Here is a 19357-nt window from a genome sequence, read left to right on the forward strand (position 1 = left end):
TAAATTAATTCCGTCGCTTACGTTTCCGCAGTCATTCGCTGGGTGGAACGTAGCCTTCGGCCTGGGCGTAGTCTTCGCCGGCGAAGAACTTGTCCATCTCCGCCTGGAGGAATTTGCGGTCCTCGGCGTTCATCATGTTCAGGCGCTTCTCGTTGATCAGCATGGTCTGGTGCTTCTGCCACTCGTCCCAGGCCTTCTGCGAGATATTGTCGAAGATGTCCTGGCCCTTGGCGCCTGGGTAGGGTGGGCGGGGCAGGCCGGGGAGTTCTTCGTTGTACTTGCGGCACTTCACGGTGCGGGTCATCGGGCGTCTCCTGCAATCAATTCGTCGGCCGCGCGTTTGAGCAGCTTCTTGACCGGGGCTGCGAGGCCCAGGCGCGGCGGGGTGGCCAGGTTATACCAGAGCCAGTCGGGCTCGGCCACGGGCGGGCCGAGCGGGTCGACGCGCACCAGCCACGGCTCGATGGCCAGCTGGAAATGGCTGAAGGTATGGGTCAGCCCGTCCAGGGCCTGGCTGGCGGTGGTGCGCAGGCCGTGCTGGTAGGCCAGGTCGTCGACCTGCGCGAGGGTGTCCAGCTCCGGCAGGCTCCACAAGCCGCCCCAAAGGCCGCTGGAAGGGCGGCGGTAGAGCAGGATGGCGCCATCCTGGTTGGCCAGCAGGGGCATCAGTGTGCGGCGCTGGGGCAGCGTCTTGCGCGGCTTGGGTTCGGGGTAGTGGGTTTCCTGGCCGAGCAGGTGGGCTTGGCAGCCGCGCTGCAGTGGGCAGATCAGGCAACTGGGTTTGCTGCGGGTACAGAGCGTCGCGCCCAGGTCCATCATCGCCTGGGTATAGTGGTTGGCCCTGTGTTGCGGCGTGAAGCGCTCCGCGGTAGCCCACAGCATGTTGGCCACCTTGGGCTCGCCGGGGTAGCCGGCCTGGGCGGTGTAGCGGGCCAGCACGCGCTTGACGTTGCCGTCCAGAATCGGTGCGCGGATGCCCATGCTGATGCTGGCGATGGCCCCGGCGGTGGAGCGGCCGATGCCGGGCAGCTCGGTGAGCTGCTCGACGCTGCGCGGGAACTCACCCCCATGGCGCTCGACCACGATCCTGGCGGCCTTCTGCAGGTTGCGCGCCCGGGTGTAGTAGCCCAGGCCCGTCCACAGGTGCAGCACCTCGTCTTCCGGCGCCTCGGCCAGGGCCTGCACGGTGGGCAGGGCCTGCATGAAGCGGTCGAAGTAGTTGAGCACGGTGCTCACCTGGGTTTGCTGCAGCATGATTTCCGATACCCACACCCGGTAGGGGGTGATGCCCTGTTGCCAGGGCAGGTCGTGGCGGCCGTGCTGGTCGTACCACTGCAGTACGGCACTGGAGAACTGCTCGGGGCTCATCGCTTGAACAGCCCCTTGAGCACGTCCTTCACTTCCGGGCTCACCTTGTCACCGAGTTTTTCATCGAGCTTTTCCTGCAGGCGGTTGCCGGCCAGCTTGGCCGCCACCTTGCCCAGGCCGTCCTGGTCCAGGCGGCAGGCCTTGGCGCCCAGCTCCAGCGGGCCGCGGCAGCGCAGCGGGATCTCGACGCCGACATAGCGCTCGTTGACCTGGCAGGCCGGGTCCGGCATGGCGCGCTGGTCGCCTTCGACGATCACGCCGACGTTGTAGTCCATGCCCAGCACGCGCAGGTCCACGTCACCGTGGCCGTTGACGGTCAGGCCTGGGATGCGTGCCTTGAGGTCAGGGTTGCTGGCAACGCCGTTGCGCACCACCAGGCTGCCGCGCAGTTCCTGGAAGGGTGTGTCCTTGCCGCGAGGTTCGCCGCTCAGGGTCTTGCGGTTGAGCGTCGCGATGGCGTGGCACAGCTGCTGCTCGAGGTTGGCATTGACCAGCACGCCATCGGTGATGGTGAAGTTGGCGTTACCGTTGAGGGTGTCGACCAACGCCTTCTGGCTGTTGCCGGTGGCGGTCAGGTCGCTGGCCAGGGTCAGCAGGCCCTTGAGCGGCGGTGCCTGGTCAGGACGTTCGCTTTTGATGAAGTGTTCCACCGGCACGCGATTGATTTTGGTGGTCACGCCGACCTGTGGCACGGCTGGGCGCACGTCGACCGTGCCCTTGGCCTCGAAGGTGCCGTCGTACAGGCCGCCGCGCAAGGTTTCGAGGGTCAGCAGGCCGCCCTGGCCGTTGGCCTTGAGCTGGGCGTCGGTGATCGGCAGCTTGTCCAGGGTCAGGGCACCGAACGACAGGTCGGCCTGTAGGTCGACCTGGCGCAGGCGGTCCACCGGCAGCAGCTTGTCGTTGCTCCAGGCCACCTGGGTCGGGGCCTTGGGCAGCGGCGTGGTGCTCGGGCCGGCCACGGCCGTGGTTTCCTGCTGCTTGACCTCGGCCTGGCGTGCGGCAGTGGCGCCTTTGGCCTGCTCGCTCTTGGCCAGCAGGTAGCGGTCGGCGTCGAACTTGTCGCCTTTCAGGCGTACACGCAGAGCTTGTTTGGCGAAGTCTTCGATGGCCACGCGGCCGCTGAAGGTGCTGTCGTCCAGTTTCACCGCCAGGTCTTCCAGCGCCAGGCTGGTGGGGTTGGCCTGCAGGCGGGTGACCAGCTCGAGCTTGGCGAACGCGGCCGGGTCGGCGGTGGCCGGCAGCGGGTGGCCGATGCTGTCGAGGAAGGTGCGCAGGTCGAACTGGGCGATGGACAGGCCACCGCTCAACTGGGGAGTCTTGTCCAGGTCGCGCAGGTTCAGCTCGCCCAGGGCACGCAGCTGGTTGGCGGACAGCTTCAGGCCGTTCCACGACGCCACGTTGGCCGCCAGGTCGACCAGCAACTGGCCTTGGGCGGCGAAGGTCATGGTTTTGCCGGCCAGCGGCTCGCCGGAAGTCTCGCCGGTCAGGCGCAGGTCTTCGAAGTTGTAGCGCTTGAGCTTGCGATCGAAGCGCAGTTCGCCGGCCAGCTCCGTGCGTGCCTTGAGGCTCGGCTGGCCGACACTGAGGAAGGCACTGGCCTTGAGTGGAATGTTCGAGCCTTCGTGGACCGCGCCGGTGCTCAGTTGGATGCTCTCGGCGCTGAAGGTCTGGCCGGTCTTGGCATCGGTGTACTGCACCCGGGCGTTGTTGACGGTCAGGCTGTCGATGTCCAGCTTGACCATGCGCTCGCGGCTATCCTGCTTGTTCGCCGAGGCGTCGGCATCAGTTGTAGCGGGTGCCGGGGTCGTCTCGCCCGGCGTGGCGCTGGCGCCTGGCGTGGGCAGTGGTTTGCCGATGTCCTCCCAATTCCCGTGGCCGTGCTCGTCACGAGCCAGGGTCAGGTTCAGGCCTTCGACGCGTACATCGCTCATCTGCACTTCACGGCGCAGCAGCGGCAGCACGCGGACCGACAGGCCGAGCATCTGCAGGTCGGCGAAGGGTTCCTTGGGCTTGGTCAGGGTGGCGATGCTGGCTTCGTGCAATTCCAGGCCCAGCCAGGGGAACAGGCTCCAGCCGATATCGCCATTCAAGGTCAGCTCGACGTGGGCCTTGTCGCGGGCCAGCTGGCGAATCTCGTCTTTATAGTCGTTGGGATCGAAGAGGTGGGTCAGGGCGAAGCCCAGCGCCACGATGATCAGCAGCAACCCGAGAAGCCCCAGCCCCAGGATTTTGCCGAACGCTTTCATGGGCGAGTCCTTGTAGTCCGTTTTTGAAATTCAAGCGGGAGAGTATAGCGCTGTGGGTATGACGTCTGCGTAGTTTGTGGCCTTGGCGATGGCAAGGGCGGCCCCATCGCGGGACGAGCCCGCTCCCACAGGATCAACCCTGGCTTGCTGTTCTCCGCACCGTGCCGCATGTGAAACAGGGAAATTACAGATATGCGACATTGCCATATGTCATCCGCGTTCCAAGCGAGCGCGTTCTAGGCCTATAATGGCAGCCTTTTCGCCCAATGATTTTGCGGAGCTGGTGATGGTCGAACGTAAGGCTTCCGTCGAGCGCAATACCCTGGAAACCCAGGTAAAAGCCTCGATCAACCTCGATGGCAGTGGCAAGGCCCGATTCGATATCGGTGTGCCTTTCCTTGAGCACATGCTCGACCAGATCGCCCGGCATGGGCTGATCGATCTGGATATCGAGTGCAAGGGCGACCTGCACATCGACGACCACCATACCGTCGAGGACGTCGGCATCACCCTGGGCCAGGCGTTCGCCCAGGCCATCGGTGACAAGAAGGGTATCCGCCGCTACGGCCATTCCTACGTGCCGCTGGACGAAGCCCTGTCGCGCGTGGTCATCGACTTCTCCGGCCGTCCGGGCCTGCAGATGCACGTGCCCTATACCCGCGCCAGCGTGGGTGGTTTCGATGTCGACCTGTTCCAGGAGTTCTTCCAGGGCTTCGTCAACCACGCCCTGGTGACCCTGCACATCGACAACCTGCGTGGCCACAACACCCACCACCAGATCGAAACCGTTTTCAAGGCCTTCGGCCGCGCCCTGCGCATGGCTGTCGAGCTGGACGAGCGCATGGCCGGGCAGATGCCTTCCACCAAGGGATGCCTGTAATGCAGACGGTTGCGGTAATCGACTATGGCATGGGCAACCTGCATTCGGTGGCCAAGGCCCTCGAGCACGTAGGGGCAGGTCAGGTGCTGGTCACCAGCGACGCCGCTGTGATTCGTGAGGCCGACCGCGTGGTGTTCCCGGGTGTTGGCGCGATTCGCGATTGCATGGCCGAAATCCGCCGCCTGGGCTTCGACAGCCTGGTGCGCGAGGTCAGCCAGGACCGCCCGTTCCTCGGTATCTGCGTGGGTATGCAGGCGTTGCTCGACCGCAGCGAGGAAAACGACGGCGTCGATTGCATTGGCCTGTTCCCTGGCCAGGTGCGTTTCTTCGGCAAGGGCCTGCAGGAGGATGGCGAGCACCTGAAGGTGCCGCACATGGGCTGGAACGAAGTCAGCCAGGTCAATGACCACCCCCTGTGGCATGACATCCCGGACCGCGCGCGCTTCTATTTCGTGCACAGCTACTTCATCGAGGCCGGCAAGGCGAGCCAGGTGGTCGGTCGCGGCCACTATGGCGTCGACTTCGCCGCCGCGCTGGCCGACGGCTCGCGCTTCGCCGTGCAGTTCCACCCGGAGAAGAGCCATACCCATGGCCTGCAGCTGCTGCAGAACTTCGTCGCCTGGGACGGGCGCTGGTAGATGAGCAGATCGCGGACCAAAGCTCCGGTCATCACGCTGGCCCCGGAACAGGAGCGCGAGGCACTCGACACGCTCAAGCGCTTCCTCGAAGACCGCTTCGAGCTGGAGCTTGGGTCGTTCGAGGTAGCCGAGGTCCTCGAGCTGTTCAGCAAGGAAATTGCACCTCATTACTACAACAGGGCGATTGCCGATGTTCAGCTGCACCTCAAGGAGCGGTTCGAGAGCATCGAGAGCGACCTGTGGGCATTCGAGAAGCCCTGAATTCCACTGATTAGACAGGTTCCCAAGATGCTGATTATCCCCGCTATCGATCTCAAGGACGGTGCCTGCGTACGCCTGCGCCAAGGCCGCATGGACGACTCCACGGTATTTTCCGACGACCCGGTGAGCATGGCCGCCAAGTGGGTCGAGGGTGGCTGCCGTCGCCTGCACCTGGTGGACCTGAACGGCGCCTTCGAAGGTCAGCCGGTCAACGGCGAGGTGGTCACCGCCATCGCCAAGCGCTACCCGAACCTGCCGATCCAGATCGGCGGCGGCATCCGCTCTCTGGAGACCATCGAGCACTACGTCAAGGCTGGCGTGAGCTACGTGATCATCGGCACCAAGGCGGTCAAGCAGCCTGAATTCGTCGCCGAGGCGTGCAAAGCCTTCCCTGGCAAGGTCATCGTCGGCCTGGATGCCAAGGACGGCTTCGTCGCCACCGACGGCTGGGCCGAGGTCAGCTCGGTACAGGTCATCGACCTGGCCAAGCGTTTCGAGGCCGATGGTGTCTCGGCGATCGTCTACACCGACATCGCCAAGGACGGCATGATGCAGGGCTGCAACGTGCCCTTCACCAAGGCCCTGGCCGAAGCCACCTCGATCCCGGTGATCGCCTCGGGCGGCATTCACAACCTGGGCGATATCAAGGCCCTGCTGGACGCCAAGGCTCCTGGCATCATCGGCGCCATCACCGGCCGTGCCATCTACGAAGGCACCCTCGATGTCGCCGAGGCCCAGGCCTTCTGCGACAACTATCAAGGCTGAGGACTCGATATGGCACTGGCCAAGCGCATCATCCCTTGCCTGGACGTGGACAACGGCCGGGTGGTCAAGGGCGTCAAGTTCGAGAACATCCGCGACGCCGGCGACCCGGTGGAGATCGCCCGCCGCTATGACGAGCAGGGCGCCGACGAGATCACCTTCCTCGACATCACCGCCAGCGTCGATGGCCGTGACACCACCCTGCATACCGTCGAGCGCATGGCCAGCCAGGTATTCATCCCGCTGACCGTCGGCGGCGGCGTGCGTACCGTGCAGGACATCCGCAACCTGCTCAACGCCGGTGCCGACAAGGTGTCGATCAACACCGCCGCGGTGTTCAACCCGGAGTTCGTGGGCGAGGCCGCCGACCGTTTCGGTTCGCAGTGCATCGTCGTCGCCATCGATGCCAAGAAGGTTTCCGGCCCTGGCGAAACGCCGCGCTGGGAGATCTTCACCCATGGCGGGCGCAAGCCAACCGGGCTGGACGCGGTGGAGTGGGCGAAGAAGATGGAAGGCCTGGGTGCCGGTGAGATCCTGCTGACCAGCATGGATCAGGACGGTATGAAGAGCGGTTTCGACCTGGGCGTCACCCGGGCCATCAGCGATGCGCTGGGGATTCCGGTGATCGCCTCCGGTGGCGTGGGCAACCTGCAGCACCTGGCCGACGGGATCCTGGAAGGGCATGCCAGTGCCGTGCTGGCGGCCAGTATCTTCCACTTCGGTGAGTACACGGTGCCGGAGGCCAAGGCCTACATGGCTTCGCGCGGGATCGTCGTTCGCTGAACAAATGACTGGGGCCGCCTTGCGGCCCAATCGCGGGACAAGCCCGCTCCCACAGAGCGTGCACAACCCCTGTGGGAGCGGGCTTGTCCCGCGATTGGGCTGCAAGGCAGCCCCATTTCATTACCCGTGGCTCTTGCCCAGCAGCGCGTGATACAGCTCGCTGTCGCCGAGAATCCCCACCACCTTGTCGTTCTCCTGCAGCACCAGCTTGTTGCCGGTGTGGTAGCGGATCTGCAAGGCATCGCGCATGCCGATGTTGGCACTGACCAGAGTCGGCTTGCGGCCCAGGGTCTCCACATCCTGCCCCGGCGCCCAGTTCTGCAGGTCCAGGCCATTCTGGCCCTGGCGGGCGCGCTTGATCGAGCCGCCTTCGCCCAGGTCCAGCCAGGAGTCGCCGCTTGGGTCCAGGCATACCGAGCCGTTGACCCGCTTGCAGTTGTCCAGGCTGCGCATCAGGCTGCGGCCGCACAGGACGTTGAGCGGGTTGGTGTGGGCCACGAAGGTCCGCACGTAGTCGTCAGCCGGGTTGAGGACAATCTCCTCGGGCTTGCTGTACTGGATGATCCGGCCATCTTTCATGATGGCGATGCGGCTGCCCAGCTTCAGGGCTTCATCCAGGTCGTGGCTCACGAACACGATGGTCTTGCTCAGCTTGCTCTGCAGGGCCAGCAGTTCGTCCTGCAGGCCCTGGCGGATCAGCGGGTCGAGGGCCGAGAAGGGTTCGTCCATCAGCAGGATGTCGGCATCCATGGCCAGCGCACGGGCCAGGCCCACACGCTGCTGCATGCCGCCGGACAGCTCGTCGGGTTTCTTGTTGCGCCACTGGGTCAGGCCCACCAGCTCGAGCTTCTCATCCACCAGCTTGCGCCGCTCCTTCTCGGGGTGGCCCTGCATCTCCAGGCCGAAGCTGATGTTCTCGCGCACCGTCAGCCAAGGCATCAGGGCGAACTTCTGGAATACCATGGCGATGCGCTTGGTGCGCATCATCTTCAGCTCTGCCGGGGTGCAATGGGCGATGTCGATGTGCTTGCCTTCATGCTCGACGAACAGCTTGCCACGGCTGACGGTGTTCAGGCCGTTGATGCAGCGTAGCAGGCTGGACTTGCCCGAGCCGGACAGGCCCATGAGCACGCAGATCTCGCCTTTCTTGATATCCAGGTTGGCTTTTTCGACGCCCACCACCAGGCCGGTCTTCTTGAGGATCTGCTCGCGGGTCTGGCCCTGGTCGAGCAGCGACAGCGCTTCGCGTGGCTTGTTGGAGAAGATGACGTCGACGTCTTCGAAACGAATGATGCTCATGACTCACCTCGCGCCGGCAGCTCAGGTTGCTTGCAGATACGGTCCAGCATGATCGCCAGCAGCACGATCGCCAGGCCGGCCTCGAAGCCGAGGGCGATATCGGCGGTGTTCAGTGCGTTGACCACGGGCTTGCCCAGGCCGTCGGCGCCCACCAGGGCGGCGATCACGACCATCGACAGCGACAGCATGATGCATTGGGTGACGCCTGCGGCGATGCTCGGCATCGCGTGGGGCAGTTCGATGCGGGTCAGCAGTTGGCGGCGCGAGCAGCCGAAGGCCTTGCCGGCATCGAGCAGCTCTTGTGGCACATCGCAGATGCCCAGATAGGTGAGGCGGATGGGCGCGGCGATGGCGAACACTACCGTGGAGATCAGCCCCGGAACCACGCCCAGGCCGAACAGGGTCAGGGTCGGGATCAGGTAGACGAAGGTCGGCACCGTCTGCATCAGGTCCAGGACCGGGCGCATGGCGGTATAGAACATTGGCTTGTGCGCAGCGACGATACCCAGCGGCACGCCGATGGCCACGCAGACCACCGTGGCGAAGGTCACCTGCGCCAGGGTTTCCATGGTTTCCTGCCAGTAGCCCAGGTTGAAGATGAGCAGGAAGGACAGGGCGACGAAAGCGGTCAGCGCCCATTTGCGCTGGATGAAGTGCGCCAGGGCGGCGAACAGGGCGATGAGGACGTAGGGGTTGAACCAGGTCAGGGAGCTGGTAACTCCGCTGATCATGAACTCGAGGCCCTGGGCGATGGCATCGAAATAGCTGGCGCCGTTCTGGGTCAGCCATTCGACGAAGGAGGCGATGTACTGCCCCAGCGGTATTTTCTGATCGATAAGCATGATAGCGAGCTTCCACCTGCAAAGATTGAAATCAGTCCGGGGTAGGCGAGCCCACCCCGAGGTAGTGCCAATTGCTACTGCATCCTTGTTGTTATTGCGTCAGTTTGGCCTTGGCCGCCTCCAGCCCCGGTTTGCCGTCCACGGTCGTCACCCCGGCCAGCCAGGTGTCGAGCACTTGCGGGTTGTTCTTCAGCCACGCCTTGGCGGCAGCCTCGGGCTTCATCTTGTCGTCCAGGACGTTACCCATCAGGGTGCTTTCCATGTCGAGGGTGAACGACAGGTTCTTCAGCAACTGGCCAACGTTGCTGCACTCCTGCGTGTAGCCCTTGCGGGTATTGGTCAGCACGGTCGCCTTGCCGAATTCGGGGCCGAAGAAATCATCCCCGCCGGACAGGTACTGCATCTTGAAACGCTTGTTCATCGGGTGCGGTTCCCAGCCCAGGAACACCACCGCCTCGCCGCGCTTCTGCGAACGGTCCACCTGCGACAGCATGCCCGCCTCGCTGGACTGGACCAGCTTGAAGCCGGCGTCCTTCAGGCCGAAGGCGTTCTTGTCGATCATGCTCTGGATGGTGCGGTTGCCATCGTTGCCAGGCTCGATGCCGTAGATCTTGCTGCCCAGTTCCTTCTTGAACTTGGGGATATCGGCGAAATCCTTCAGGCCTTTGTCGTACAGCGCCTGGGGCACCGCCAGGGTGTACTTGGCGTTCTCCAGGTTGGCGCGCACCGTCTCGACCGTCCCGGCGTCGCGGTACTGCTTGATGTCGTTCTCCATGGTCGGCATCCAGTTGCCGAGGAACACGTCCAGGTCCTTGCCGGCGGCCAGCGACTTGTAGGTCACCGGTACCGAGATCATGTTGGTGTGGGTCTTGTAGCCCAGGGCTTCGAGGACAACGCTGGTGACGGCGGTGGTCACGGTGATGTCGGTCCAGCCGACATCCGAGAACCGTACCGTCTGGCACTGCTCGGGCTCTACGGCCTGAGCCAGCAGAGGTGTAGCGAGCATCGCGGCCAGCAAGAGCGAGGGTGAACCTTTCATGGGTGGACTCCTGTGATTTTTTCTTCGGGTTTCTCGCGGGCCGCCGGGCTTTCTCTAGGCTCCGGTCGACCAGGCCTGCAGAGGGCAGGTTGCGAGGCCGTGTATTACGAGTCGCTTTCGATAATCCCCCAGCGTTCGGCAATCGCCTACTGGTGGGGTCGTAACCAGTACAGGACGGGTCGCATCCAGTAAGGGCAATGTCGCATATGGATTTTTCCACCCTCCGCCGGGTGTTTTTGCGTCGCCAGGCCCCCTGAAAACGGCGGTCATGTGACCCGGACAGGGCGGCGTTGGTGGACAAAAGTACGTCGGTTGCAGACGGCGGGTGGTAGGTCAAAAGCCCGATGATGCGTGCATTCGCGGCAACCCGCGTCATTAGCCTAGCAGTTGCTCATCCCGCCATATGCCGCGGGCAGACAAGCCCATCAAGAGGTGATTCGACAATGGCCATCAGCGTGTTCGACCTGTTCAAGATCGGTGTCGGGCCTTCCAGCTCCCACACCGTTGGCCCCATGCGTGCTGGCGCCCTGTTCGTCCAGGGCCTGCGTGAACGAGGCGAGCTGGAGCAGGTGCGGCGAGTGGAAGTACGGCTGTACGGCTCGCTGTCGGCCACCGGTGTCGGCCACGGTACCGACAACGCCACGGTCATGGGCCTGATGGGCGAATGGCCTGACGCCATCGACCCCACGGTGATCGCCCCACGCATCGCCGAGCTGCGCGAAACCAATACCTTGCAGCTCGATGGCCGCCTGCCGGTCGAGTTCGTCTGGGCGCGCGACATGCTGCTGCTGGACGAGAACCTGCCCTACCACCCGAACGCCATGACCCTGATCGCCGAAGGCGCGCAGGGCGAATTGCACCGCGACACCTACTACTCGGTCGGTGGTGGCTTCGTCGTCGATGCCGCCCAGGCCGCCAGCGGCGTGCTGGACGCCGACCAGACCGTGCTGCCGTACGATTTCAACAGCGCGGCCGAGCTGCTGCAGCTGTGCAAGCAAAACGACCTGCGCGTGTCGCAATTGATGATGGAGAACGAGAAAGCCTGGCGCAGCGAGGAAGAAATCCGCGCTGGCCTGCTCAAGCTCTGGGACGCCATGCAGGAATGCGTGAATAACGGCCTCAAGTACGAGGGCACGCTGCCTGGCGGGCTGAATGTTCGCCGCCGCGCTGCCAAGCTGCATCGCAGCCTGCAGGAGCTGGGTAAGCCCAACGTGATCGGTTCGACCATGAGTGCCATGGAATGGGTGAACCTGTTCGCCCTGGCGGTCAACGAAGAGAACGCCGCTGGCGGGCGTATGGTCACCGCGCCCACCAACGGCGCGGCCGGTATCATCCCGGCGGTGTTGCACTACTACATGCGTTTCTCCGACGTGGTGGACGAATCCAACGTCGTGGACTTCTTCCTCAGTGCGGCTGCGGTCGGCATCCTGTGCAAGAAGAACGCTTCCATTTCGGGTGCCGAGGTCGGCTGCCAGGGTGAGGTCGGTTCGGCCTGCGCCATGGCTGCTGCAGGCCTTGCCGAAGTGTTGGGCGCTACCCCGCCGCAGGTGGAAAACGCCGCCGAGATCGCCCTTGAGCACAACCTGGGCCTGACCTGCGACCCGGTCGGTGGCCTGGTCCAGGTGCCGTGCATCGAGCGCAACGCCATTGCCGCTGTGAAAGCGATCAACGCCGTACAGATGGCCCTGCGTGGCGATGGCGAGCACTTCATCTCCCTCGACCAGGTGATCCGCACCATGCGCGACACCGGCGCCGACATGCACGACAAGTACAAGGAAACGTCCCGTGGCGGCCTTGCGGTCAGCGCCATCGAGTGCTGATGCGCCATTCTGGCCCAAATCTGACCGGTGTGCCGTCTGCTGGCGCACCGGCAGCCTACCGACCGTCGCGTGTCGCTACGCGAAAGGGCGTTGTCGGTGACACTTAAGTCTGTCGCTTCTGGGCAACCTTCCCACAAGTGCTACCGAATTGCTCAAACGTTACAGGTGAAGGCGCTGGCTCGCCTGTTTGCGCTTATTTATCCGACCCGAGAAAAGGCCCGAAAACCGCGCAGCACGACGTCGTTTTTGGGTTTTTTTGAATAGCCGTTCAATTTAGGCACGGCGTTTGCGTTGAAGTTGGCAAAGCCCCTGCATACGAACTGGGGCCATGACAAGAAACAGTGCCCGCCTGAGGCACGCCCTGCATTGTGCGAGGAGAAATCCGCGATGACGACCTACACCTCCGGGAATCCGACCCAGAACCGCACCGCTCCCCAGTCCATCGGGTTTCTCCTGTTGGACAACTTCACCCTCATCTCCCTCGCTTCCGCCGTCGAGCCGCTGCGCATGGCGAACCAGCTGTCCGGCCGCGAGCTGTACCGCTGGCATACTCTGACCGTCGATGGCGGCCAAGTCTGGGCCAGCGACGGCCTGCAGATCACCCCGGATGCGGCGATGCACAGTGCACCACCGATGGACACGGTGATCGTCTGCGGCGGCGTGGGCATCCAGCGCACCGTCACCCGTGAGCACGTCACCTGGCTGCAGGCCCAGGCCCGGCAGTCGCGCCGCTTGGGTGCGGTGTGCACCGGCAGCTGGGCGTTGGCCTGTGCCGGCCTGCTCGATGGCTTCGATTGCAGTGTGCACTGGGAGTGTCTGGCGGCCATGCAGGAGGCCTTCCCGCGGGTCAACATGAGCACGCGCCTGTTCACCCTCGACCGCAACCGCTTCACCAGCTCCGGCGGCACCGCGCCGTTGGACATGATGCTGCACTTGATCAGCCGCGACCATGGCCGCGAGCTGTCGGCTGCGATCTCCGAGATGTTCGTCTACGAGCGCATCCGCAACGAGCAGGACCACCAGCGTGTGCCGCTCAAGCACATGCTCGGCACCAACCAGCCGAAGCTGCAGGAGATCGTGGCGCTGATGGAGGCCAACCTGGAAGAGCCGATCGACCTGGACGAACTGGCCGTGTACGTGTCGGTGTCGCGTCGTCAGCTCGAGCGGTTGTTCCAGAAGTACCTGCACTGCTCGCCGTCGCGCTATTACCTGAAGCTGCGCCTGATCCGTGCGCGCCAGCTACTCAAGCAGACGCCCATGTCGATCATCGAGGTGGCCTCGGTATGCGGCTTCGTTTCAACGCCGCACTTCTCCAAGTGCTACCGCGAATACTTCGGCATTCCGCCGCGTGACGAGCGTGTGGGCTCCAACACTGCCCAGCAGGTAGCAATGATGCCGATCCCGCAGGCCATGGCCCTGACCCCGCACGCCGGCCCGATGGCTTCACTGAGCCAGGCGCGCAACGAGTCGACGTTCGCCAGCGTAAGGCTCTGAAGCAAACGCATAAACCCTGTGGGAGCGGGCTTGTCCCGCGATTGCGTCGGCAGGAACAACACTATTGTTGCTACTGACGCAATCGCGGGACGAGCCCGCTCCCACAGGGGTGTTTGTACGTTGGAAAAAGGTAGATCAGGGGCGTTTGTTGAATTGGGCCAATGCCGGCAACAACTGCTTTTCGATGGCCTGGCGCACCGCCGGCAGGATGGTGGCGCTGCTGGTGTACATTTGTTCGACCATCCCTTTGAGGGCCCGTGCGTTGGGCTCGGTCAAGCCGCGTACCACCGCTTCGCAAGCCTGCTCGGCCGTGGCCCCTGCCGGCATCTCGAAGCCCAGGGCGCGCAGGTGGCCCAGCAGGTCGTCCTGGTCAATCAAATCCGCATGCATCATGGTTTCTTGTCCTTGTTTGCCGCTGTGATTTACGACCGATTCTGTGTTCATGGCGACACACCCGCAAGGGCAGAATGTCGCAATGGCCGCTTTGGCTAAGAACAGGTCGTTCCCGGCTAAATCCACTGTCGGGGAAGCCAGCAAACTGGGCTCATTCACGGTACGGAGGGCTTGGTCACCCTCACTCGTTAAAGTGGATGTTTGCTCGCTCTTGGCCCCGGATGCTCACGGCTTTCCGGGGTTATTTTTTTGTGCAAGCCGTGAGTTCTGCCAGTGATGCTTGCCTGCCTCCTGCGATTCAATCGAGCTGAATTCTTTCACTCGAGCAGGACCATGAAAAATTTCTGGAATAAAAGTTTATCGCTTTCAGGCGTGTTTGCCCTGGTGGCAAGCGTCTCCTCATTCAGCCATGCACAATCCTCCAACCCTCGTTTGTTCGAGATTGACGGGCAAGGCGCCCTGCGGACTCTGCAGAGTGAGGCGGGCATTCATGACTATCTGGGTACGTTGATGAACGACCCGTCCACTGTGCAGATTCAGCGGGTTAATGTGAAGGCTGCGCTGATTGCGGCCGACACACAAATGCTTTCCCTACCTTTGCCGGACGGCAGGGAAGTGAACTTCCAGTTGAAGCGTTTCACTACCTCTGTTCCGGGAATGGAAGGTTGGGTAGGCGACGTCCCATCGGACCGTACGCAGAGATTCACCTCGGACGCGGAGGTGGATATGGATCCCTTCAACTGGATCTCATTGGTTCGCGATGGTGACCAGCTGGTGGGAAGTATCCACGTCGATGGGCAGGCATACCGGCTGGAATATGTGGGGGCTGGGCAACATGTACTGGTCAAGGTTGACGAGTCCAAATTGCCTCCGGAGGCAGAGCCCATTCCAAGCCCCGAAATAGACAATGTCGATCTCACGGTGGGCCATACTCCGCAATCGGCGCACAGTACAATCCGTGTTTTATTTGTGTCCACGGAGCTGTCTCGGGCGAAATACCCGAATTATCGAGCGCAATTGGTAAAGGCTCTACAAGATGCCAACCAGTCCATGATCAATAGCCAAGTCAATATTACCTATGAATTGGCTGGATTTCATGATGCTGATTACAACGAAGAGGGGCACTCTTACGGGGCCCAGCTGAGTAGCCTAACAAAACGTGAAACTGATCTGGGCAGGGAGGTGTACCGAACCCGTGATGCTTTAAGAGCGGATCTGGTTTCCATGCTATCGACGGGGCGGGAATATTGCGGGTTGGCCTATGTAAACGCAGGAAAGAGTACAGCCTATTCGGTCATAAGCTGCCTGGGTTCTCTGGCTCATGAGCTGGGCCACAATCTGGGTGCCACGCACAACTGGGAGCCTGGTCAGGCAGAAGGCAACCCACCTTATATGTATGGATACCGTTACACCGGTACGCCTCGTTTTCGCACTCAGCTGTCATATGACTGCTCTGGTGGCACTTGTCCAAGAGTTCTCTACCACTCGAACCCACGGGTGACCTATCAAGGCATACCCGTTGGTACGGCGAGAAATCATGATGTCGCGCGGCGTTTCAATGAGCGCAGGGAAACGGTTGAAAATTTCTATCCGCCGGTTCTCGACGTGACGCTTTATGAACATAGCCATTCCAGAGGGCGATCGTGTCACTTTATTCAAGCAGTCGGTTCTGCAATCGACGTACGCCAGCAGTGTGGGGCGGAATGGGGATCTATTGTAAGTTCTGCCAAGGTTTTAGGGTTGGCGCCAGGTATCACGGTGAGGTTCGAAGGTGAACCAGGCCAATATGAAGAATTTATCAGTAAGGCCTATACAGGGGCGTTGCCTGTTTATCTGTTTGGCGAATATCCAGATGTGAGCTCTGATATTGACTGGGTTAAAGCAGGTTCATCCATGAATGACAAGGTCAGCAGGGTAAGCATTTCTCGATAGCGCATGCGGCTTCGACTGAGCACAGACCGGGACATCGTCATGTCCCGGTCTTGGTCGCTAACGGCCCAGTTGGATCAAGCGCCCCACGAATTGTGGGGGCGAATGGTCCACAGCGCTGTTCATCAGCTGCTGTAGTGACGCTGCGCTTGATTCACTGAACGGTGCCGACTTCGGCCCCGCCAGGTCCACATGCAGCAGCATCTGTTCGCTGGCCGCCAGGGCCTCGTCGAAGCCTGCCCGGTGCAGGCTGTGGTACAGGTGCAGGCGCTTCTTGTCGAAACCGATGATCTGCGTCTGCACCCACACCTCGGTGCCGAGCTTCACTTCGTGCAGGTAGTTGATATGCGCCTCCAGGGTGAACAGCGAATTGCCGCTCTGCCCACGGCTGTCGGCATCCAGGCCGATGCGCTCCATCAGCGCATCGGTGGCGAAGCTGAAGATCAGCAGGTAATAGGCGTCGCGCAGGTGTCCGTTGTAATCGACCCAGTCCTCCTGGACTGGGGTACGGTAGGTGATCAGTGCGGGCATGGCCGTCTCCTCAGTCGCCGAACGCCATGCCGTGGCTTGCCTTGCTGTTCTTCACGGCGTCCAGCACCGCCAGCAGGGTGTCGTCGCGGTAGCGCTCCAAGGCTGCGATGCTGCGCTCGCCCAGTTGCTCGGCGGTGCCCTCGACCACATCGTCGATCAGCTTGTCGGTGAGCTCCGGTGCCGGCAGGTAGGTCCAGGGCAGCTTCAGCGCCGGGCCGAACTGGGCCATGAAGTGACGCATGCCAGCATCGCCACCCGCCAGGGTGTAGGTCAGGAAGGTTCCCATGAACGACCAGCGCAGGCCGGCGCCGAAGCGGATCGCGTCGTCGATTTCCCCGGTGCTGGCCACGCCATCGTTGACCAGGTGCAGGGCTTCGCGCCACAGCGCTTCGAGCAGACGATCGGCGATGAAGCCCGGGACTTCCTTGCGCACGTGCAGCGGGCGCATGCCCAGGGCGGTGTAGATGGTCTTGGCGGCTTCGATGGCTTCCGGGGCGGTGTTCTGGCCGCCGACGATCTCCACCAGTGGCAGCAGGTACACCGGGTTGAACGGGTGGCCCACCACGCAGCGCTCGGGGTGGGTGGCCGACTCGTAGAATTCGCTGGGCAGCAGGCCCGAGGTGCTGGAGCCGATGATCGCGTTCGGCTTGGCCGCGGCGCTGATCTTGGCGTGCAGGTCGAGCTTCAGGTCCAGGCGCTCCGGGGCGCTTTCCTGGATGAAATCGGCGTCACGTACGCATTCCTCGATGGTGGCCACGAACCGCAGGCGATCTTGTGAGGCACCTGGCGCCAGGCCTTGTTTTTCCAACGCTGGCCAGGCATTGGCGATACGTTTGCGCAAGGCCTGTTCGGCGCCTGGTGCCGGGTCCCAGGCGATCACGTCCAGGCCGTGGGCCAGGGCGCGGGCGACCCAGCCGCTGCCGATGACGCCGCTGCCCAGGGCGGCGAAGGTCTTGATCTCGGTGATGAAAGACATGGCGATTCTCCAAATGGCTTCAGCGGCGCTTGAGGTTCATTTTTTCGCGGCCTTCGGCCGGGGTCAGTACGCGAGCGCCAAGGCGGGTGATGATTTCCACCGCACGCTCGACCAGTTGGCCGTTGCTGGCCAGCACGCCACGGTCCAGGTACAGGTTGTCTTCCAGGCCGACGCGCACGTTGCCGCCCAGCAGCACGGCTTGCGCCGCCATGGGCATCTGCATGCGACCGATACCGAAGCCGGCCCAGGTGACGCCGGCCGGCAGGTTGTCGACCATCGCCTTCATGGTGGTGGTGTCGGCCGGCGCGCCCCACGGGATGCCCAGGCACAGCTGGAACAGCGGGTCTTCCAGCAGGCCTTCCTTCATCATCTGCTTGGCGAACCACAGGTGGCCGGTGTCGAAGATTTCGAGCTCGGCCTTCACGCCCAGCTCAGTGATGCGCTTGGCGCCAGCGCGCAGTTGGCTGGGGGTGGAGACGTAGATGGCATTGCCGTCGCCGAAATTGAGCGTGCCGCAGTCCAGGGTGCAGATCTCCGGCAGCAGCGCCTCGACATGGGCCAGGCGCTCCAGCGGGCCGATCAGATCGGTGCCTGGGCCGAACTCCATGGGCGTTTCGCCTGGGCCGATCTCGAGGTCGCCGCCCATGCCGGCGGTAAGGTTGACGATCACGTCCACATCGGCCTCGCGGATCCGCTCCATGACTTCGCGGTACAGCGCCACGTCACGGCTGAAACGACCGGTCTGTGGGTCGCGAACATGGCAGTGGACCACGGTGGCGCCGGCCTTGGCGGCTTCGATTGCGGACTCGGCGATCTGCTTGGGGGTGACCGGGACCAGGTGGCTCTTGGCAACGGTGTCGCCGGCCCCGGTCAGGGCGCAGGTGATGATGACGTCATGGTTCATGATGGTTCCTCGTGATGTTGGCAGCGGCCTGAGCGCCGTAGGAGCGGCCTTGTGCCGCGAAAAAGAGCTGCGAAGCGGCCCCCTGTTTTCCGTGGGGTGCACGCATCCCTGGGGCTGCTTCGCAGCCCTTTCGCGGCACAAGGCCGCTCCTACAGACGATGTGGCCGTGAAAATTGGTGTCAGTTGGCGGTGAGCTTGAGGTTCTCGGCGGCGGGTTTTCCGTCGAAGGTGGTCACCCCTTCGAGCCAGCGGGCCTTATCCTCGGGGTGGTCCTTGAGCCACTGGCGGGCGGAATCCAGCGGGTCCTTGTGGTCGAGCAGTGGCTGCATCATGCGGCTCTCGTCCTCGGCGCTGAAGGTCAGGTTGGCCAGCAGCCGGTGGGCGTTGGGGCAGCGCTCGGCGTAGTCCGGCGCGGTGACGGTCCATACCGTGGCGCGGCCTTCGTCAGGCCCCAGGGCATCCTGGCTGTCGCCCAGGTAGACCATGTCGAGATTGACGTTCATCGGGTGTGGCGCCCAGCCGAAGAACACCACGGCCTGCTTGCGCCGCACGGCGCGGTCGACAGCGGCGAGCATGCCCGCCTCGCTGGACTCGACCAGCTGGAACTTGCCCAGGCCGAACTGGTTCTTGGCGATCATCGCCTTGATCTGGGTGTTGGCGCCGGAGCCTGGCTCGATGCCGTAGATCTTGCCGCCCAGCTCCTTCTCGAACTTGTGGATGTCGGCGAAATTCTTCAGGCCCTTGTCAGCCAGGTATTTCGGCACCGCCAGGGTGGCCCGAGCGTCTTCCAGGCTGGGTTTGTCCAGGACCTTGACCTGCCCCGCCTGGACGAATGGCGTGATGGTCTGGGTCATGATCGGGTTCCAGTAGCCCAGGAACATGTCCAGGCGCTTGTCGCGGATACCGGCAAAGATGATCTGCTGCGAGGCGCTGGTCTGCTTGGTCTGGTAGCCCAGCCCGTCGAGCAGCACCTGGGCCATGGCGCTGGTGGCGATGACGTCGGTCCAGTTGACCACGCCCAGGCGCACGTCTTTGCACACGGCGGGTTCGGCGGCGAGGAGGGGAGTCGCGAGGGTGCTGCTCAGGGCAAGGGAAAACAGGCTGCGGCGGATGAAGCTGTGCATGGTGGCTCTCCAACGGCAGTGCATATTGTTATTGGGGCCGGCCTCTGCGGGCCGTGAGAACACGCTAC

General features: G+C 63.0%; 19 protein-coding genes. 8 read left to right on the forward strand and 11 right to left on the reverse strand.

Annotation, left to right across the window (positions count from 1 at the left end; translation table 11 throughout):
- Nucleotides 1-31: 31 nt before the first annotated feature.
- From ACXHGZ_RS00160 to ACXHGZ_RS00170, 3 genes are read right to left on the reverse strand one after another with little or no spacing between them, the layout of a single operon-like run.
- The gene (locus tag ACXHGZ_RS00160) at nt 32-304 is read right to left on the reverse strand and encodes an oxidative damage protection protein (protein WP_196143928.1); all 273 of its coding nucleotides are present in this window, start codon (nt 302-304) and stop codon (nt 32-34) included.
- Complete coding sequence (gene mutY / locus ACXHGZ_RS00165; protein ID WP_480461836.1) at nt 301-1368, reverse strand: A/G-specific adenine glycosylase; 1068 nt, start codon at nt 1366-1368, stop codon at nt 301-303. The genes ACXHGZ_RS00160 and mutY overlap by 4 nt, the downstream gene beginning before the upstream one ends.
- A complete protein-coding gene (locus ACXHGZ_RS00170) occupies nt 1365-3614 on the reverse strand; it encodes an AsmA family protein (RefSeq protein ID WP_480461838.1) in 2250 nt (749 codons plus the stop codon). The genes mutY and ACXHGZ_RS00170 overlap by 4 nt, the downstream gene beginning before the upstream one ends.
- A gap of 286 nt (nt 3615-3900) precedes the next feature.
- Between ACXHGZ_RS00170 and hisB the strand changes: the two genes are divergently transcribed.
- Genes hisB through hisF form a run of 5 tightly spaced genes read left to right on the forward strand, consistent with a single transcriptional unit; the run spans nt 3901 to nt 6938 of the window.
- Nucleotides 3901-4494: an imidazoleglycerol-phosphate dehydratase HisB gene (gene hisB / locus ACXHGZ_RS00175; RefSeq protein WP_084856616.1), complete on the forward strand. Its 594-nt coding sequence runs from the start codon at nt 3901-3903 to the stop codon at nt 4492-4494.
- On the forward strand, nt 4494-5132 hold the full coding sequence (hisH, locus tag ACXHGZ_RS00180) for an imidazole glycerol phosphate synthase subunit HisH (RefSeq protein WP_480461840.1): 639 nt from the start codon (nt 4494-4496) through the stop codon (nt 5130-5132). The genes hisB and hisH overlap by 1 nt, the downstream gene beginning before the upstream one ends.
- A complete protein-coding gene (locus ACXHGZ_RS00185; RefSeq protein WP_084856398.1) occupies nt 5133-5393 on the forward strand; it encodes a DUF2164 domain-containing protein in 261 nt (86 codons plus the stop codon). It abuts the gene before it with no gap.
- Nucleotides 5394-5420: 27 nt separating this feature from the next.
- On the forward strand, nt 5421-6158 hold the full coding sequence (hisA, locus tag ACXHGZ_RS00190) for a 1-(5-phosphoribosyl)-5-[(5-phosphoribosylamino)methylideneamino]imidazole-4-carboxamide isomerase (RefSeq protein ID WP_084856396.1): 738 nt from the start codon (nt 5421-5423) through the stop codon (nt 6156-6158).
- A gap of 9 nt (nt 6159-6167) precedes the next feature.
- Nucleotides 6168-6938, forward strand: coding sequence for an imidazole glycerol phosphate synthase subunit HisF (hisF, locus tag ACXHGZ_RS00195; protein WP_084856393.1), 771 nt, complete (start codon nt 6168-6170; stop codon nt 6936-6938).
- A 120-nt stretch (nt 6939-7058) separates the two neighbouring features.
- Here the strand turns inward: hisF and choV are convergent, their stop codons facing one another.
- The 3 genes from choV to ACXHGZ_RS00210 all read right to left on the reverse strand — a co-directional run bounded on the left by choV (nt 7059) and on the right by ACXHGZ_RS00210 (nt 10118).
- A complete protein-coding gene (choV, locus tag ACXHGZ_RS00200) occupies nt 7059-8237 on the reverse strand; it encodes a choline ABC transporter ATP-binding protein (RefSeq protein ID WP_480461843.1) in 1179 nt (392 codons plus the stop codon).
- Nucleotides 8234-9082, reverse strand: a complete 849-nt coding sequence (choW, locus tag ACXHGZ_RS00205; protein WP_172403014.1) for a choline ABC transporter permease subunit — start codon at nt 9080-9082, stop codon at nt 8234-8236. Before choW ends, choV begins: the two co-directional genes overlap by 4 nt.
- 88 nt (nt 9083-9170) lie before the next feature.
- Entirely contained in the window at nt 9171-10118 is a 948-nt protein-coding gene (locus ACXHGZ_RS00210) for a choline ABC transporter substrate-binding protein (protein WP_084856387.1), read from the reverse strand.
- A gap of 443 nt (nt 10119-10561) precedes the next feature.
- Here ACXHGZ_RS00210 and ACXHGZ_RS00215 point away from each other — a divergent pair, with 443 nt between their 5' ends.
- Entirely contained in the window at nt 10562-11938 is a 1377-nt protein-coding gene (locus tag ACXHGZ_RS00215) for an L-serine ammonia-lyase (RefSeq protein ID WP_084856384.1), read from the forward strand.
- A 387-nt stretch (nt 11939-12325) separates the two neighbouring features.
- Nucleotides 12326-13432 (forward strand): choline metabolism transcriptional regulator GbdR, encoded by a 1107-nt coding sequence (gene gbdR, locus ACXHGZ_RS00220; protein ID WP_084856383.1) that lies wholly within the window; start codon nt 12326-12328, stop codon nt 13430-13432.
- A gap of 135 nt (nt 13433-13567) precedes the next feature.
- Here gbdR and ACXHGZ_RS00225 read toward each other — a convergent pair whose 3' ends face one another.
- Nucleotides 13568-13825 carry a hypothetical protein gene (locus tag ACXHGZ_RS00225; RefSeq protein ID WP_224457647.1) on the reverse strand — a complete coding sequence of 86 codons (258 nt, stop codon included), beginning with the start codon at nt 13823-13825 and terminating at the stop codon, nt 13568-13570.
- Nucleotides 13826-14158: 333 nt separating this feature from the next.
- Between ACXHGZ_RS00225 and ACXHGZ_RS00230 the strand changes: the two genes are divergently transcribed.
- Nucleotides 14159-15757: a zinc-dependent metalloprotease family protein gene (locus tag ACXHGZ_RS00230; protein WP_480461845.1), complete on the forward strand. Its 1599-nt coding sequence runs from the start codon at nt 14159-14161 to the stop codon at nt 15755-15757.
- A 57-nt stretch (nt 15758-15814) separates the two neighbouring features.
- Here ACXHGZ_RS00230 and ACXHGZ_RS00235 read toward each other — a convergent pair whose 3' ends face one another.
- From ACXHGZ_RS00235 to choX, 4 genes are all read right to left on the reverse strand, one after another.
- Nucleotides 15815-16285 carry a thioesterase family protein gene (locus tag ACXHGZ_RS00235; protein WP_084856377.1) on the reverse strand — a complete coding sequence of 157 codons (471 nt, stop codon included), beginning with the start codon at nt 16283-16285 and terminating at the stop codon, nt 15815-15817.
- A 10-nt stretch (nt 16286-16295) separates the two neighbouring features.
- Nucleotides 16296-17261: an L-carnitine dehydrogenase gene (locus tag ACXHGZ_RS00240; protein WP_084856375.1), complete on the reverse strand. Its 966-nt coding sequence runs from the start codon at nt 17259-17261 to the stop codon at nt 16296-16298.
- 19 nt (nt 17262-17280) lie between these two features.
- The gene (cdhC, locus tag ACXHGZ_RS00245) at nt 17281-18165 is read right to left on the reverse strand and encodes a 3-dehydrocarnitine:acetyl-CoA trimethylamine transferase CdhC (protein ID WP_480461848.1); all 885 of its coding nucleotides are present in this window, start codon (nt 18163-18165) and stop codon (nt 17281-17283) included.
- A 179-nt stretch (nt 18166-18344) separates the two neighbouring features.
- Nucleotides 18345-19289 (reverse strand): choline ABC transporter substrate-binding protein, encoded by a 945-nt coding sequence (choX, locus tag ACXHGZ_RS00250; RefSeq protein ID WP_480461850.1) that lies wholly within the window; start codon nt 19287-19289, stop codon nt 18345-18347.
- Nucleotides 19290-19357: the final 68 nt, after the last annotated feature.

The sequence above is a fragment of the Pseudomonas shiyinii genome (genome assembly GCF_056725765.1).

Excerpts from the sequence above, each read along its gene's own strand:
- ACXHGZ_RS00160 (WP_196143928.1), bottom strand. The coding sequence starts at position 304 with ATGACCCGCACCGTGAAGTGCCGCAAGTACAACGAAGAACTCCCCGGC.
- mutY (WP_480461836.1), bottom strand. The coding sequence starts at position 1,368 with ATGAGCCCCGAGCAGTTCTCCAGTGCCGTACTGCAGTGGTACGACCAG.
- ACXHGZ_RS00170 (WP_480461838.1), bottom strand. The coding sequence starts at position 3,614 with ATGAAAGCGTTCGGCAAAATCCTGGGGCTGGGGCTTCTCGGGTTGCTG.
- hisB (WP_084856616.1), top strand. The coding sequence starts at position 3,901 with ATGGTCGAACGTAAGGCTTCCGTCGAGCGCAATACCCTGGAAACCCAG.
- hisH (WP_480461840.1), top strand. The coding sequence starts at position 4,494 with ATGCAGACGGTTGCGGTAATCGACTATGGCATGGGCAACCTGCATTCG.
- ACXHGZ_RS00185 (WP_084856398.1), top strand. The coding sequence starts at position 5,133 with ATGAGCAGATCGCGGACCAAAGCTCCGGTCATCACGCTGGCCCCGGAA.
- hisA (WP_084856396.1), top strand. The coding sequence starts at position 5,421 with ATGCTGATTATCCCCGCTATCGATCTCAAGGACGGTGCCTGCGTACGC.
- hisF (WP_084856393.1), top strand. The coding sequence starts at position 6,168 with ATGGCACTGGCCAAGCGCATCATCCCTTGCCTGGACGTGGACAACGGC.
- choV (WP_480461843.1), bottom strand. The coding sequence starts at position 8,237 with ATGAGCATCATTCGTTTCGAAGACGTCGACGTCATCTTCTCCAACAAG.
- ACXHGZ_RS00210 (WP_084856387.1), bottom strand. The coding sequence starts at position 10,118 with ATGAAAGGTTCACCCTCGCTCTTGCTGGCCGCGATGCTCGCTACACCT.
- ACXHGZ_RS00215 (WP_084856384.1), top strand. The coding sequence starts at position 10,562 with ATGGCCATCAGCGTGTTCGACCTGTTCAAGATCGGTGTCGGGCCTTCC.
- gbdR (WP_084856383.1), top strand. The coding sequence starts at position 12,326 with ATGACGACCTACACCTCCGGGAATCCGACCCAGAACCGCACCGCTCCC.
- ACXHGZ_RS00225 (WP_224457647.1), bottom strand. The coding sequence starts at position 13,825 with ATGATGCATGCGGATTTGATTGACCAGGACGACCTGCTGGGCCACCTG.
- ACXHGZ_RS00230 (WP_480461845.1), top strand. The coding sequence starts at position 14,159 with ATGAAAAATTTCTGGAATAAAAGTTTATCGCTTTCAGGCGTGTTTGCC.
- ACXHGZ_RS00235 (WP_084856377.1), bottom strand. The coding sequence starts at position 16,285 with ATGCCCGCACTGATCACCTACCGTACCCCAGTCCAGGAGGACTGGGTC.
- ACXHGZ_RS00240 (WP_084856375.1), bottom strand. The coding sequence starts at position 17,261 with ATGTCTTTCATCACCGAGATCAAGACCTTCGCCGCCCTGGGCAGCGGC.
- cdhC (WP_480461848.1), bottom strand. The coding sequence starts at position 18,165 with ATGAACCATGACGTCATCATCACCTGCGCCCTGACCGGGGCCGGCGAC.
- choX (WP_480461850.1), bottom strand. The coding sequence starts at position 19,289 with ATGCACAGCTTCATCCGCCGCAGCCTGTTTTCCCTTGCCCTGAGCAGC.